This window comes from Pseudomonas fragariae (ex Marin et al. 2024) (genome assembly GCF_059621105.1).
In genome coordinates, this window is sequence record NZ_CM184369.1 from 1,941,083 (window position 1) to 1,955,369 (window position 14,287).

The 14,287-nt window shown below is 62.9% G+C and carries 11 protein-coding genes; 4 read left to right on the forward strand and 7 right to left on the reverse strand.

Annotated elements, in window-relative coordinates:
• Nucleotides 1-28 precede the first annotated feature (28 nt).
• From araD1 to AC54XV_RS08790, 4 genes are all read left to right on the forward strand, one after another.
• A complete protein-coding gene (gene araD1 / locus AC54XV_RS08775) occupies nucleotides 29-1,021 on the forward strand; it encodes an AraD1 family protein (RefSeq protein ID WP_496718370.1) in 993 nt (330 codons plus the stop codon).
• A 144-nt stretch (nucleotides 1,022-1,165) separates the two neighbouring features.
• Nucleotides 1,166-1,453: a DUF5629 family protein gene (locus AC54XV_RS08780; protein ID WP_058398663.1), complete on the forward strand. Its 288-nt coding sequence runs from the start codon at nucleotides 1,166-1,168 to the stop codon at nucleotides 1,451-1,453.
• Between the two features lie 78 nt (nucleotides 1,454-1,531).
• Nucleotides 1,532-2,704, forward strand: a complete 1,173-nt coding sequence (locus AC54XV_RS08785) for a lactonase family protein (protein WP_058398664.1) — start codon at nucleotides 1,532-1,534, stop codon at nucleotides 2,702-2,704.
• Between the two features lie 175 nt (nucleotides 2,705-2,879).
• Nucleotides 2,880-3,062: a hypothetical protein gene (locus AC54XV_RS08790; RefSeq protein WP_003406532.1), complete on the forward strand. Its 183-nt coding sequence runs from the start codon at nucleotides 2,880-2,882 to the stop codon at nucleotides 3,060-3,062.
• A 439-nt stretch (nucleotides 3,063-3,501) separates the two neighbouring features.
• Here the strand turns inward: AC54XV_RS08790 and AC54XV_RS08795 are convergent, their stop codons facing one another.
• From AC54XV_RS08795 to AC54XV_RS08825, 7 genes are read right to left on the reverse strand one after another with little or no spacing between them, the layout of a single operon-like run.
• Nucleotides 3,502-7,146, reverse strand: coding sequence for an AAA family ATPase (locus AC54XV_RS08795; RefSeq protein ID WP_024641679.1), 3,645 nt, complete (start codon nucleotides 7,144-7,146; stop codon nucleotides 3,502-3,504).
• The gene (locus AC54XV_RS08800; RefSeq protein ID WP_024641680.1) at nucleotides 7,143-8,387 is read right to left on the reverse strand and encodes an exonuclease SbcCD subunit D C-terminal domain-containing protein; all 1,245 of its coding nucleotides are present in this window, start codon (nucleotides 8,385-8,387) and stop codon (nucleotides 7,143-7,145) included. The genes AC54XV_RS08795 and AC54XV_RS08800 overlap by 4 nt, the downstream gene beginning before the upstream one ends.
• 42 nt (nucleotides 8,388-8,429) lie before the next feature.
• Complete coding sequence (locus tag AC54XV_RS08805; protein ID WP_024650794.1) at nucleotides 8,430-10,088, reverse strand: BatD family protein; 1,659 nt, start codon at nucleotides 10,086-10,088, stop codon at nucleotides 8,430-8,432.
• Complete coding sequence (locus AC54XV_RS08810; RefSeq protein WP_011267198.1) at nucleotides 10,085-11,803, reverse strand: VWA domain-containing protein; 1,719 nt, start codon at nucleotides 11,801-11,803, stop codon at nucleotides 10,085-10,087. The genes AC54XV_RS08805 and AC54XV_RS08810 overlap by 4 nt, the downstream gene beginning before the upstream one ends.
• Nucleotides 11,800-12,858: a vWA domain-containing protein gene (locus AC54XV_RS08815; protein WP_011267199.1), complete on the reverse strand. Its 1,059-nt coding sequence runs from the start codon at nucleotides 12,856-12,858 to the stop codon at nucleotides 11,800-11,802. Before AC54XV_RS08815 ends, AC54XV_RS08810 begins: the two co-directional genes overlap by 4 nt.
• Entirely contained in the window at nucleotides 12,851-13,345 is a 495-nt protein-coding gene (locus AC54XV_RS08820; protein ID WP_003406538.1) for a DUF4381 domain-containing protein, read from the reverse strand. The genes AC54XV_RS08815 and AC54XV_RS08820 overlap by 8 nt, the downstream gene beginning before the upstream one ends.
• Nucleotides 13,342-14,286, reverse strand: coding sequence for a DUF58 domain-containing protein (locus AC54XV_RS08825; RefSeq protein WP_003318876.1), 945 nt, complete (start codon nucleotides 14,284-14,286; stop codon nucleotides 13,342-13,344). Before AC54XV_RS08825 ends, AC54XV_RS08820 begins: the two co-directional genes overlap by 4 nt.
• Between the last annotated feature and the right edge of the window lies 1 nt (nucleotide 14,287).

Consider the following 14,287-nt stretch of genomic DNA (forward strand, 5'->3'; position numbering starts at 1 on the left):
GCGGCCCATTATCTGGAAGGAGAATTTCATGCGGTTAGTACAGTTTGAATTGAGCGACGGTCAGCGCCGGGTCGGGCTGGTCGACGGTGATCAGGTGCGTGAGGTCCAGGGTGTCGAGAGTGTTCGCGAGCTGGCGCTGGCGGCTATCGAGGCAGGTTCGGCGCTGGCGCATCAGGTCGAGCAGCGTGGCGTTGGCGAGACGCACGACTATTCGCAGTTGCTTGAGGAGTTGCGGATCCTGCCGCCGCTCGACCATCCTGATCCGGCGCACCTGCTGGTCAGCGGCACCGGGCTGACACATCTGGGCAGTGCGTCGGCACGCGACAAGATGCACCAGCAGTCCGGCGACGAAGCCTCGATGACCGACACCATGCGTATCTTCAGATGGGGCGTCGAAGGCGGCAAGCCGACGGCGGGGCAGGCCGGTGTTCAGCCCGAGTGGTTCTACAAGGGTGACGGCAGCATTGTCGTGCGTCCCGGACATTCGTTTTCGCTGCCGCCCTTTGCCGAAGACGGCGGGGAAGAGCCTGAGCTGAGCGGCCTGTATGTGATCGGTCATGACCGCAAGCCTTATCGCCTGGGCTTCGCCATCGGTAATGAATACTCCGATCACGTCATGGAGCGTCGCAACTACCTGTATCTGGCGCATTCGAAACTGCGCGCCTGTTCGTTCGGGCCGGAGTTGCGCGTGGGCGACTTGCCGCAAAGCCTGTCGGGCACCAGTCGGGTCTGGCGCGATGGCAAGGTGCTGTGGGAGAAAGAGTTCCTCAGTGGCGAAGCGAACATGTGCCACAGCCTGGAAAACCTTGAATACCACCACTTCAAGTACGCGCAATTCCTCAGGCCGGGTGACGTGCATGTGCATTTCTTCGGCACCGCCACCCTGTCGTTCGCCGATGGCGTGCGCACCCAGCCGGGCGATCGTTTCGAGATCAGTCAGGCCGAGTTCGGTCAGCCGCTGGTCAACGGCCTGGCACCGAGCGAGCCGGTGTTTCAGCCGGGCGGCATCGGCAAGCTGTAAGCGCAGACGCGGATTGCTCACCGTGCCAGCGCTCGGCGCTGGTACGGCTCTGCGTCCTCTCCTGACTGTGTGACGGCGATCACCAGTGTATCTGTGCCCGCGTTTTGCCCTATCATTCGCGCTTTTGCTGGCCGGATGAATTTCATGACTACCACGCCCACCACACTGTTTGCCGCCCTCAAAGCCACCACCATGCTGGAAATCGACGGCCTGCACGCCTGGGACTTCTCTCTGGGCGAGGAACTGAACGTCGAATGCATGGACGGCCGCGAGCGCAAGGTATGGCGTTTCACCACGGCGCAAATCGACGCTGCGACCTTCGATGAATCCCTGCAAAGCTGGGTGATCAATGACGGCAACGCCGATCACCGGATCATCTGCTGCCTGGATGCCTTTACCTCTTCCGATGAAGATGATTCCGCGCAGGATTGAGTAAATGCGGGCTGGCGCTGTCATAGACCCGACCGTGCCGTAACAGGCATCAATAACCTCAACAAAATGGATGCCCCCATGCCCCATAAATTTCTGCCGTGGCTGGCGATTGCCAGTGCCATGAGCGCATTTACCCTGCAGGCCCAAGTCATGCCCGATACTGAATTGCTGATCGGTTCCTACACGCAAGGCAAGAGTGAAGGGATCTATCGTTTTGCCTTCGACAGTAAAACCGGGATGATCGACGCCAAGCCGCTGCAAGTGGTCAAAGCCGAAAACCCGTCGTGGCTGACCGTCTCCAGAGACCAGCGCTATCTGTTCGCAGTCAATGAAAACGGCCCCGGACAAAAAGACGTGGTTGGTAAGGTCAGCAGCTTTGCGATCGACCCGAAAACCCGTCAGATCACGCCGATCAATCAGGTTCAAAGCCGCGGCGAAGAACCGACGCACTCCAGCCTGAGCTACGACGGCCGTTACCTGTTCGTGGCCAACTACGCGGTAAACCCTGACCCGGGCGGCGCGCTGACCGTGGTGCCGGTGGGCAAGGACGGCACCTTGAGTGAAGCCGTTCAGGTCCTGCCGCTGGGGCCTGGAAGCAAGGTCAACAGTGAGCGGCAGATGTCCTCACATGTGCACCTGGCCGTGCCGACCCCGGATGACAAGTACGTGGTGACTGCCGACCTGGGCGCTGACAAGCTGTTCGTTTATCACTACGACGCAAGCCAGGCCAAGCCATTGCAGCCAGCCAAGGTGCCGTTCGTGCAGTTGCCGGGCGGCTCCGGACCCCGTCATACGCTCTTCAGCGCTGATGGCAAGCATGCCTGGCTGGTGCTGGAAATGACGGCTCAGGTCGTGGTGTTCGACTACCACGACGGCGTCTTCAAGCAGACCCAACTGGTCGACATGAAGAACAAGGGCGTGGACGAGAAAAACGGTGGTGGCGCCTTGCACACTTCACCGGATGGCAAATTTCTGTACGTGACCAATCGGGGTGACGCGAATCAGGTCGTGGTGTTCCGCATCGATCAGGCCAGCGGCAAGCTTGAAGAAATTCAGCGTCGTTCCCTGGAAGGCAAGGAGCCTCGCGAGTTCGCTTTCGATCCGACCGGCCAGTTCATGCTGTTCGCCAATCAGAAGAGCAACCAGATCGTGACCGTACGCCGTGATCCGCAGAGCGGCAAGATCGGTGAAACGGTGCAGAAATTCGATGCAGATGCACCTTCTTACCTGCGTTTTCTGACCGACAAGTAATCCGCTTCGGCTCCAGCCCGCACGATACAAGGGCTGGGGCCGTTATCATTCTTGATGATATGGGTTAGTGCTACAAAAGATTTCTGCTGAACCACCCTCGGGCGTAAGTTTGAGTCACGGCCATAACGGTCAGGACTTCAAACCAGCGTACAGACAGACAAGAGGGGTGACCGACATGAATTTCAATCTTTTCTCCATCATCGCTGCATCTGCTATCTCGGCAAGCGTCGCTCTCCCGGCCAGCGCCAGCGTCGAAGTGAACGACAAGAAAGCCCACTCGACTCAGACCTACACCACCAAATACCTGCAACAGAGCGCTAATTTCTACGCAGCGCTGGACCACAAATCCGCTCAATGATTGATCAGCCGTCACGCTTTCGCGAGCATGTTCGCCCACACAGGTCCCTGCGACTTACTGCCCAATGCGCGGCAGACCAGGCATGGAATGTCAGGCGAGCCTGTTCGCGAAAGCGCTGATGGCGGCACATCCGCGCCTGGAAACAAGGCTTCTGCCCAGCGGGCGTAGGAGCGAACTTGTTCGCGAAGGCGGTACTTCGGGCGCTACATTTTCTCTGAATTTAACGTCCCTTTCGCGAACAAGCGAAGCGTCGCCCGGTCCACTCCTACGCCCTCCCGGGCAGAATCAAAAGCTGAAGACTGTCAGGCGAGCCTGTTCGCGAAAGCGCTGATGGCACAACATTCAAGAGCGGACGCAGAGCGTCCAGAACGGCATTCCCACGCGGAGCGTGAGGAACGATAGTCAACTGCCGTGCCTCACGTTCTGCGTCACAGGTCTCTCAGTGCCCCACCTCGATGGTGCTCAATCCATTGCCCTGACGACGCACCTTGATCTGCACCGGGATTCGTTCGTGCATTTCCTGGACGTGGGAGATCACGCCGACCTTGCGACCCTGTGCCTGCAAGCCGTCGAGAGCGTCCATCGCCAGTTGCAGCGACTCCGGGTCGAGGCTGCCGAAACCTTCGTCGATGAACAGTGACTCGATGCGCAAGGTGCTGGATGCCATGGAAGCGAGGCCCAGCGCCAGTGCCAGCGAGACAAGGAAGGTTTCCCCGCCGGACAGCGAGTGAACCGAGCGCAGTTCGTCGCCCATTTCCGTGTCCATGACCAGTAGACCGAGCATGCTGCCGCCGCGTTTCAGGCGGTAGCGGCGCACCAGTTGCCTGAGCTGCGCATTGGCGTGATGGACCAGCAAGTCGAGGTTGTAGGCCTGGGCGATTTTGCGAAACCTGTCGCCTTCTGCCGAGCCGATCAATGAGGCCAGACGTGCCCAGCGCAGGTATTCGCTGTTGGCGTCGGCGATGCGCGCCTGCAGTTCGCTGTTGGCGTTGCTGCGGCGCTGATCTTCACTGAGCTCGGCCCGCAGGTCGGCGCAGTGCTGCTCGCTGAGCGCCGACTGTTCAAGGGCCTGTTGCAGCGCTGTCGCCAGTTGCGCACTGTCGGTCAGGTCACTGTGTTGCGCCTGATGCTGTTGCAGACGCTGATCGCGTTCCTGCAGCAACACTTTTGCCTGTTCCAGCGCCTTGTCGGTGCTATTCAATTGCACACGCAGTTGCTCGACATGCGCATCGTCGTAGGTCAGCAAGGTGTCCAGCGCGCTATCGTCCAGCTGAGGATGCTGAGCGCGCCATTCGCTGATCTGCACATCAAGTTCAGCCAGTTCCTGTTGCAGGGACTGCTGTTGTTGCTGTCCGGACTTGAGTTCGGCAGCCAGTTGAATCAGCTGATTGTGGATGTCCTGCAGCGCCTGCGCCGCCAGACTTTCCGCCTGCCTGGCCTGCTCGATGGTCTGCTCCAGCGTCTGCTGCCATTGCTCTGCGCTGGCGTGGTCGCCCAGCAGACCGGCAAGCGTCTGCTGACTGGTCTGCTGTTGCTCGCCGAGCCGGGTGAGTTCCTGCGCCAGTTCGGTCTGGCGGTGCAGACGCGTCTGCTGCTCGACCTGCTGCTTCTCGATCTTCTGCTGACGCTCGGTTTGCTCTTGCTGCTCTTCGTGTTGCTGCTCCAGCTGATCGAGACGCTGGGTCACCTGCTGTTCGAGCTGCAGCACGGTCGCCGATGCATCATTGCGCAGCCCTTCAAGCACCTGCGGTGATACCAGCGGCGTGAATGCCGTCAGTTCTTCTTCCAGTCGCTGCCCGTCGGCCTCCAGTTGTTTGAGCTGCTCGGCAACATGACCCGCAGCGGTCTGGCTGGCTTCGGTCGCCGCCTGAAGCTGCTGCTGCAGGCGCGCAGCGTCTTTTTGCAGGGTCAACAAGGCTTGCTGACGTTGCTCGTCACGGCTGATGACTTCGCTCAGTTGACTCAATTGCTGACTCAACCAGGCGTCGCGCTTGTCGGCGTCGCGGTCGAGCAATTGGGCGGCGAGGGGGTGTGACTCCAGGTCCGGTGCCAAAGCCTGATGGCGCACTGTGAGCTGCTCATGCTGGCGCAGCAGCTCTTTCTGCCGGGCGATTACGCCGCCGACCTGTTCACGCAACTGATTGCGTTGCTCGGTCAGCAGGTCCACGGCTTTCTGCGCGCTGGCCTGCTCGTTGTCGTCGTGTTGCGTGAGGCTTTCGAGCAGCGCCTCCGGCTGATGCCAGGGGTGTTCAATGCTGCCACAGACCGGGCAGGGCTGGTCGTCCTGCAACTGCACGCGTAACTCCTCGACACTGGCGCTGCGGGCCAGCCGCTGGCGCTCCAGCAGTTGCCGGGTGACGGTCAGGGTCTGCTCGGCGACGGTCAGTTCATCACGAACGCGAAGGCCTTCGCTGTTGAGCTGTTCGCGTTGCTGCTGGGCGCTCTGCTGTTGCTGGGAGAGGTCGGCAAGCTGGCGGTCGACGTCTTGCTGACTGGCCCATAGACGGGCCAGCTCCTCGAATGCACGTTGCTGTTTGCGGTTGTCCTGCAACAGGCTGCCGAGAATCTGCACCTGCTCGGCCACTGCCTCTACTTCGCAATCGGCTTCGCGGTACAGCAACTCCAGCGCGCTGCGTTGCTCGGTCAACTGCTGATCGGCAGTGCTGGCACGCTGCTGCAGCGCCGGCAGCTCACTGTGGCCGTGCTTGAGACGATTGGCGATCAGCGTGAGGGATTTCAGCCGGTCACGCCACGCGTTCCAGGCCTGAGCCAGCGGTGCCAGTTCGCTGCTGTGCTGCAGTTGCCCGGCAATACGCTCCAGACGTTGAGCCACCTGCTGTTGCTGATCGAGCAGGGTTTGCAGGCTGGTCTGGCCCTGGATGCAGAGCTGCTCGCTCTGCTGGTGCAGGTCGGACGCCTTGGCCAGTTCCTGGGCCAGGTGGTTCAGAGTGTTCTGTGCTTCGAAAGCCTGCAGCAACAGCGGTTTGGCGCTGCTGTGCGCTTGCTGTGCTTCCAGCAGACTGGTCTGCGCCTGAGTACGGCGGCTTTCCAGCTGTTGCTGCTGGTCGTGCAGCGAGGCCTGCTGTTGCTGATGCTGGCGAATCTGTTCAGCCAGCGGATCAAGCTGAGCGTTCAGTGTGACCCGACGCGCGAAGCGATGGCGCTGCGGGCCCAGGCGTTCCAGCTGGCCGAGGGTCTGGCGTGCACCGCTGTGCTCGTCCCAGGCCTGTTGCGCACTGTTCAGTGCTTCCTGGGCAGCGAGCTGTTCGTCACGCAGGCGGTGCAGCTCGGTCAGCCACTGCTGTTTGATTTCCAGTTGTCGTTGCTGTGTCTGATGGGCCTTGAGCTGTTGCTGCGCGTCGCTCAGGCGCTGCTCCAGTTCCGCCAGCAGTTCCGGGGCCAGCGGGATGATGTTGCTGGCCTGCGCGGTCAGGGTTTTCAGGGCGTCTTCGGCTTCCTTGCTTTTACTGTAGGCGCGTCGACCGAGCTGGCTGTAGATCGCGGTGTTGGTGAGCTTTTCCAGCAGTTCGCTGCGTTCCTTGTCATCCGCCTTGAGGAATGCGCTGAATTCACTCTGGGCAAGCATTACGGCACGGGTGAACTGCTCGAAGTTCAGGCCCAGGCGGTTTTCGATCAGTTGCTCGAATTCGCGTTTGCTCTGGTTACTGAGGATTTGCTCGCTGTCCAGATCGGTGAGGGTCTGGCGGCTGGCCTGCAGCTTTTTAGTCGCATTGTCGCGCGCGCGATTGGTTTCCCAGCGCGCGCGATAACGCCGCTGATCAATGCCGATGAAGTCCACCTCGGCGTAACCGCTGCCCGTGCCGCGGCGCAGCAGGGTACGTGGGTCGCTGGTGGTGATGTCGCCGTCGATGTCCGGGACCTTTGACTGACCGATATTACTCAGCCGCGGAATCGCCCCGAACAGCGCCAGGCACAGGGCATCGAGCAGCGTGCTTTTGCCCGCGCCAGTCGGGCCGGTGATGGCAAACAGTCCGGCGCTGGCCAGCGGCTCTGCAGTAAAATCGATTTCAAAGGGGCCGGCCAGCGAGGCGAGGTTTTTCAGGCGAATGGCGAGAATTTTCATGGCTGCTCGCTCTCCTGCTGGACTTCACGCAGCAGCGTGGCGAAATCGGTCAGCGTCTGTTCGTCGACCTCGCTGCCGAAGTTGTCCTGCCAGGCACGGCTGAACAGTTCCTGAGGCGTGAGCTGGTCCAGTTCGATCAGCGTGGCGTCACCCTCGCTGCCGTCCGCGCTGCCTTTGCCGGCGTATTCGGCACCGATGCGCACCAGCCGCACGGCCTTGCCCTGTAGGGCGTTTTCGATCTGGTTGCGCAGGTCCGGCTGGGGTTCATCCAGACGCACGCGCACTTCCAGCCACGGCTGGCGGTCCGGGTCGGCAAGCAGGTCGATGTCGGGCAATGCTTTGAGCTGCACCAGCAGGTCGGCCAATGGTGCAGGCCCGAGGCGTTGCAGGTTGACGGCGCGAGGGATCAGCAACGGCTCGACACTGGTCAGCGTCTCGCCGTGGCAATTGATCTCCAGAATCTGGTGCTGATAGCTGATTTCCGAAAAGGACAGCGGGATCGGCGAGCCGCTGTAGCGAATGCGCTCTTCGCCGTTGACCCGCTGCGGTTTGTGCAGGTGGCCCAGCGCAACATAGGTGATGCTCGGCCCGAACAGGCTGGCCGGCAGGGCTTCGGCGTTGCCGATGATCAGGCTGCGCTCGGAGTCTTCCGAGACCGAGCCACCTGCCATATGGGCGTGACTGATGGCGATCAATGCCTGACCGGGCTGGCGCTTGAGGTCAGCCGCCGCGATCAGCAGCTCATGCACCCGGCCGATGCCTCGCAGATAGTCATCGCCCAGGGTCGGGCCGGTGACTTCGGCGGGACGCAGAAAGGGCAGCGCCAGGCACCAGGCCTTGATCTCGCCATTGGCGTCTGGTAACGGCAACAGCAGACGTTCGGCATCCAGCACGCCGTCGTCCAGCCACATCACCCTGCCCAGCGCGTGAGTGCGCAAGCGGCGCATCAGCGGGGCGGGAAGTTCGATACGCGAGCCGGAGTCGTGGTTGCCGGCGATCATCACGATGGTCAGCAAGGGTTGCTGTTCGTGGGCGTTGACGATGAAGTCGTACAGGCGCTCCTGCGCTTTGACCGGCGGGTTGACGGTGTCGAAGATGTCGCCCGCGATCAACAGTACATCCGGTTTACGGTCGGCCAGACGGGCCAGCAGCCAGGTCAGGAAGCAGGCGTGTTCGAAATCCCGCTCCTGGCCGTGCAGGTTCTGACCCAGGTGCCAGTCAGAGGTGTGAAACAGACGCATTGGTTTACCTTGTCGTATAGGGGTGTTGCCTGAGCTGCATCCTTATTTGGGATACAGCGGCGGCAACCCGGCATCACCTGCCGGGTCCTGAATATGTTCGGCGGCGGGCAGTTTGCGCACCGCGCGCCAGAGGTCCTCGCCCAGCCACAGCTTGCCGGTTTCGCTGTACAGCGCACCGTTGAGACCGTCCAGAGCATCGGACAGCGGCACGAAACGCGCGGCCATTTCGGCCAGGGTTTCCGGCTGCTGACGTGCCCAGGCGTCGAGCGCCTGACGGGTGCCCTGCGGGTCGTTGGCCAGGCAGGCGCGTTTGAGGTCATCGAGTACGGTACGCGGGCTGGGCCCGGTCTGCACGGCCCGGGCGATTGCCGGCTGTCCACGGGCGCGCCACCACAGGCCGAAACCGAGCAGGGTGGTGCAGGCCAGCAGCAATGTGCTCATCTGCCACGGCCAGACTGGCGGGCCGATCACGGTCACACCGCTCATGTCGTTGTTCACCGGTGTGTCCACCGCCAGACCGGGGTTGCTGCTGATCTGCAGGGTGCGCGCGGGCAGGCTGCTGTGCTCCAGATGATCTTCGCGGGTGTTCCACCAGGTCACTTCAACCGCAGGAAGGTCGATTGCGCCGGCGCGGGCGGGCACCAGGGCCTCGCGTTCTTCGCGCGTGCCGATCAGGCCGCGTTCGCTGGGCAGGTTGCGCAGTTGTGGCTGATCCGGGTAACGCCGCAGGCCGGGTACTTCCGTGGGCGGCAGGGGCGGCAGTTGCGCGCCGGCCAGCCCTTCGGCCTTGAGCGTCAGGGTGCGGGTCAGCGAATCGCCGACCTGCGTAGTACCGGGCTCCGGGCTCCAGTTTTCTTCCAGATTGATACTGCGTGCCGGCAGCCAGGCGACATCGGCCGGGTAGTCGGCAGGCTTGGGCTTGACGGTCAACGGCACTTCGGCGGACTTGACCCGCACCGACCGGCCCGGCTGCGGGCCGAACGGATTGGCGTCCTGGGCTTGCGAACCCTCGGCAGGCGTCTGCACCAGCGTGGCACTGAACACTTGCGCCGGTATCTTCAGTACGCCGCTCTGCTGCGGGTAGATCGCGTAGCGTGTCTCGATCACCCCATGGCGCACACCGTTGATCAGCTTTTCGTAGGTGCGCGAATCACCCAGTTTTTCGACCCGTGCGTCCGGCACTTGCAGAGGGCTCAGGCTGCTGTCGTCGAACAGTGACACCGAGTGGTAGACGCGCAGGGTCAGCACGGCCTGGGCCTGAACATACACGCTGTCCTGATCCAGGCTCGCTTCGATGAAGATCGATGCCAGATGGTTGCCTGGCTCCTGGGGTTCGCTCTGCAGGACCTGCAGGGTCAGCGGCTGGCTTTTCAGTTCGCCCAGTTGCAGCGACGGAATCAACACGCTTCCGGTCTCGCGGGGCAGCAGAGTGACGATCCAGCGCGTCGTGGCCTGGCTGCTGCCATCCAGGGTTTTCAGGCTGTTGAGCTGACGCGTGTCACGCACCTCGAAACTGCTTTCCAGCGCGCTCATGTCCGGTTTGCCGAACTGCGTCACATCGTCTGTTTCCAGCGTCAGTTCGACGGTTTCCCCGGCGTTGAGGCGCGTGCGGTCAACGCTGGCGGTCAGTTGCGCAGCCTGCAGCGACAAGGTGACCAGGCTCAGCAGCAGGCTGATCAATAAGGTGTACACGCGACTCATCGGGTCTTTTCCTGATGTTGCTGTTCGTAGCGAAATTTGCGCCGCAACAGTTCGCCCGGATCATCCGGAATCTGCCTCAGCCACTGCTCCAGTTCCTGACGCCGCTCGCCGGTCATGGGGCTGTCGGCGGACTGTAGCGGCGGGCGGGTGGTCTGTTCGTCGTCGGTCGACTCGCCCGAGGTGGCCTTACCACTGGTGTCTGGCGGCAGGCTTTCGCTGGTGCCGGGTTGATCCGATCGGGACGGGTTCTGCTCGGCGGGTGATGCGCTGCTGTTGGGGTCTTGCGACGCCTGTTGACCTTCTTCGCCCTGATCGGCCTTGTTCTGTTCATCCTGGGCAGGCTTCTGCTCATCGGCCTGATCCAGCAGGCCTTGCACCAGTGCCCGATTGGTTTGCGCCGCAGGGAAGTCGGGTTGTCGGTCCAGGGCCTGCTCGTAGGCATCCAGTGCCGCTGCCAGCTCACCGCTGCGGGCCAGGGCATTGCCACGATTGTAGTGGTCGGCGGCGCTATTGCCTTCGGCAAACTGCCGGGCGGCGCTGGCGTAGTCTTGCGCCTGGTACAACGCCACGCCTTTCCAGCGCGAGTCTTCGAAGCGCTGCGCGGCCTCGGCCGGCCGATGCTGTTCCAGCAGGCGCTGGCCCTGTTGGTCGGGACGCAGCCACAGGTCCTGAAACTCGAACGCCTGGCTGTTCTGCGGAAACATGAACAGCAGCGGCAGGCAGAACAGCCAGCCGCGCCGGCCGGCCAGTGCCGCGATCAGCAACAGCGGCAGCAGCAACCAGTGGCCCTGGTCAGCCCAGGTGTCGAGCTGCACGACCTGACCGTCGCGGGTCATGTGTCGGGGGCTGGCCAGCAGACCGAGGCTGCGCAAGTCTTCTTCATCGCCGCGTGCCTGACGATAGCTGCCACCCACCTGATCGGCGAAGTCGTTGAGGCTGGTACTGTCCAGACGCGGCACCAGAATCGCACCTTGATCATCCTTGAGCAGGCTGCCGTTTTCCTGCGTGACCGGTGCGCCTTCCGCTGTGCCGACCCCGAGAATCAACAGCGGCGGCGATTGCCCGCGCAACGCGGCGCGGATGCCCTGACGTTCCTGTTCGCTCAGCGACGAGGTGATCAGCAGAATCCGCCCCTGACCCAATGCGCCCTGTTTGAGCAGGTGCAGCGCTTTCTGCACGGCCAGATCGGCGCGCTGGCCGGTCACCGGCATGATCGACGGTCTGATGGCTTCCAGCAGGTTGTGGCTGGTGACCAGATCATCGGACAGCGGCACCAGGGTGTGTGCGCTGCCTGCGTAGACGACGATGGCGGTCTGTGCATCGCTGCGTTTTTGCAACAGGTCCAGCAGCTTGCGTCTGGCCTGTTCCAGGCGGGTAGGCGGCGTGTCGGTGGCGAGCATCTGCGGGGTGAGCTCGAGAATCACCACCAACGGATCGACCGGTTTCTGGCTGATCTGTTCGACGCGCTGCCAACTGGGGCCCAGCAAGGCGAAAAGGGCCAGCAACCAGGCGAGCCCCAGCGCGATCCATGGCAGTTTGCTGTTGCTGCCGCGCCCGCCGTTGAGCAACACCTCATGAAAGTGAGTGGGCAGCAGCATTTGCCAGCGTCCGGCGCGTTTCTGCCGGTGCCAGAGTCGCCAGATCAGCAGCGCCAGCAAGGGCGTGATCAGCAGCCATTCCGGGCGAAACCAGTGCGGCCAGAGTCCGCTGATCATCGCGACCTCCACAGGCTTTTGCAGCGCTCGCGCCAGTTGATGGAACGCACCACCGCCAGCAGGCGTTGCAGTGCGTTGTTCGGCCATAACTCGCGCAGCACCAGCAGCACACTCAACAACAGGGCTGTCGCCAGTGGCCATTGATAAAGCGCTTGCGCCGGGCGCGCCTGGGTGGGCTGCTGTGCAACCGGCTCCAAGGCATCGAGGGTGGCGCGGATCTTTTCCAGCTGGTCGCCATCGCGCGCGCGGAAGTACTGGCCACCGCTGAGGCTGGCGATTTCCTTGAGCGTCGGTTCGTCCAGATCAAGGCTGGGGTTGAGGCCCAGCACGCTTTGCAGCGCGTCTTTGTCCGGGTCCGAGCCGATGCCGATGGCGTAGATTTTTACGCCTTCTTCGGCAGCCAGTCGTGCAGCGGTGACCGGATCGATCTGACCGGCGTTGTTGGCGCCGTCGGTGACCAGCACCAGCGCACGACTGGTGGCCGGACGCATACGCAGACGTTTCAGGGCCAGGCCGATCGCATCGCCCAGCGCAGTGTTCTTGCCGGCAATGCCTATCCTCGCCTCGTCGAGCCAGACCCGCACGGTGCGGCGGTCATAGGTGAGTGGCGCCTGGACAAACGCCTGGGTGCCGAACAGGATCAGGCCGACCCTGTCGCCCTTGCGGCCCTCGAGAAAGTCACCGAGCAGTTGTTGCACCAGCACCAGTCGGCTGACTTCATCGCTTTTCCATTGCATGTCCGGGTAGTCCATCGACCCGGACACGTCGACCGCCACCAGCAGGTCGCGGCCACTGGCGGCGACCGGCAGTGGCTCGCCCAGCCACTGCGGTCGCGCTGTGGTGATCAGCAGCAACAGCCAGATCAACAGAAACGGCGCACGCTGTCTCCAGACCGGCAGATTGGCTTTGGCGCGGCGACCGCTCAGGCCTTCGAGTTCACTGAGAAAGCTGACCTTGAGCGCCGGCTCGCCGCTGTCGGCCATGGGCAGCAGGGCGCGCATCAGCCACGGCAATGGCAGCAGCACGAAAGCCCACGGCCAGGCAAACTCAAACATGTTTGCGGATCCAGGTATCGACCGCCTGAGTCAGGCCGGTGATGGCCTTGTCGTCCAGTTTGCACTCGGGCTTGTAAGCGCCTTCGACCAGGATCATCCAGCGCGTCAGACCGGCAGCCGGGCAGCGGTTGTCGAGGAACGCCAGCCATTTGCGGCCGTTGAGGGTATGGCTCTGGCTGTGCGGGTAGTGGTTACGGCACAGGCGCTTGAGCAGGCCGTTGATCTGCTGCAGCCAGGCACCGGCCGGCGCGCCGTCGTAGGGTTTCGGCAGGCTCGCCAGTTCTGCCAGCGCGGCGAGGCGAACCGGGTCCAGCGGCTGTTCGCTGCGCACCTTGCGAGCTTTGGCCGGCAGCAGTTTGCGCAAGCGCCACAGGCCCCAGCCCGCCACGGGGATCAGCAACAGCAGCAGCCACCAGCCCGGCGCAAGCGGCCAGAAGCCGACGGCTTCGGGCGCAATCAGTGGCTCCAGCTGATCGAGGGGATTCATTTGCGCTTCACCGGACGACGCGCATTGAGGTATTCGCGCAGTTGTTCGACGAGCTCCGCCTGAGTGCTCAATGGCATGAGCAATACCCGCAGCTTCTGCGCCAGCAACTCCCAACGCGCCGTGCGCTCCTCGCCCTGTTGCCGATAGGCGCGGCGCAGCTCGGGGTTGAGCGTATCGATCTCCAGTTGCGCGCCGCGCTCGGCAAAGCGCAGCAGACCGGCAGCGGGCAGGGCGCGGTCCAGTGGGTCGGACAGCGGCAGCAACAGCAGGTCGCTGTGGCGTGACAGCAGGCTCAGTTGTTGTTCGGCGGCATCGGACAGGGCGCGCTCGTCGCACAGGACGATGACCAGACTGCCGGGGCGCAGCACTTCCCGGGCACGACGCAGCGCAGTGCCGAACGCATCGCGGTCTGGCGGAATCTCGGTATGCAACGACTGATTGACCCGCACCAGCCGGTTGAGCAGTTGCAGCAGGCTTTGTTTGCTGCGCCGGGGCTTGATCTCGTAGTGTTCGTTATCGCCGAACACCAACCCGCCGACCCGGTCATTGTGTTCCAGCGCCGCCCAGCCGATCAGCGCCGCCGCCTGAGCGGCGAGTACCGACTTGAACATCAGGCCGGAGCCGAAGAACAGCCGTCGGCTCTGTTCCACCAGGATAAAAATGGGCCGTTCGCGTTCCTCATGAAACAGCTTGGTGTGCGGCTCCTGCGTACGTGCCGTCACGCGCCAGTCGATGCTGCGCACGTCGTCACCGGCCTGATAGACCCGCACCTGATCGAAATCCACGCCACGCCCGCGCAGCTTGGAATGGTGCAGGCCGATCAGCGGGCTGCGCTGGCTCGGGGTGGAAAACAGCTGCACTTCCCGCACCCGATGACGCATCTCGATCAGCTCGCTGAGGCTGACGCGGATGCCCGGCTGGGGGATCAGGTAGGGTTGCATG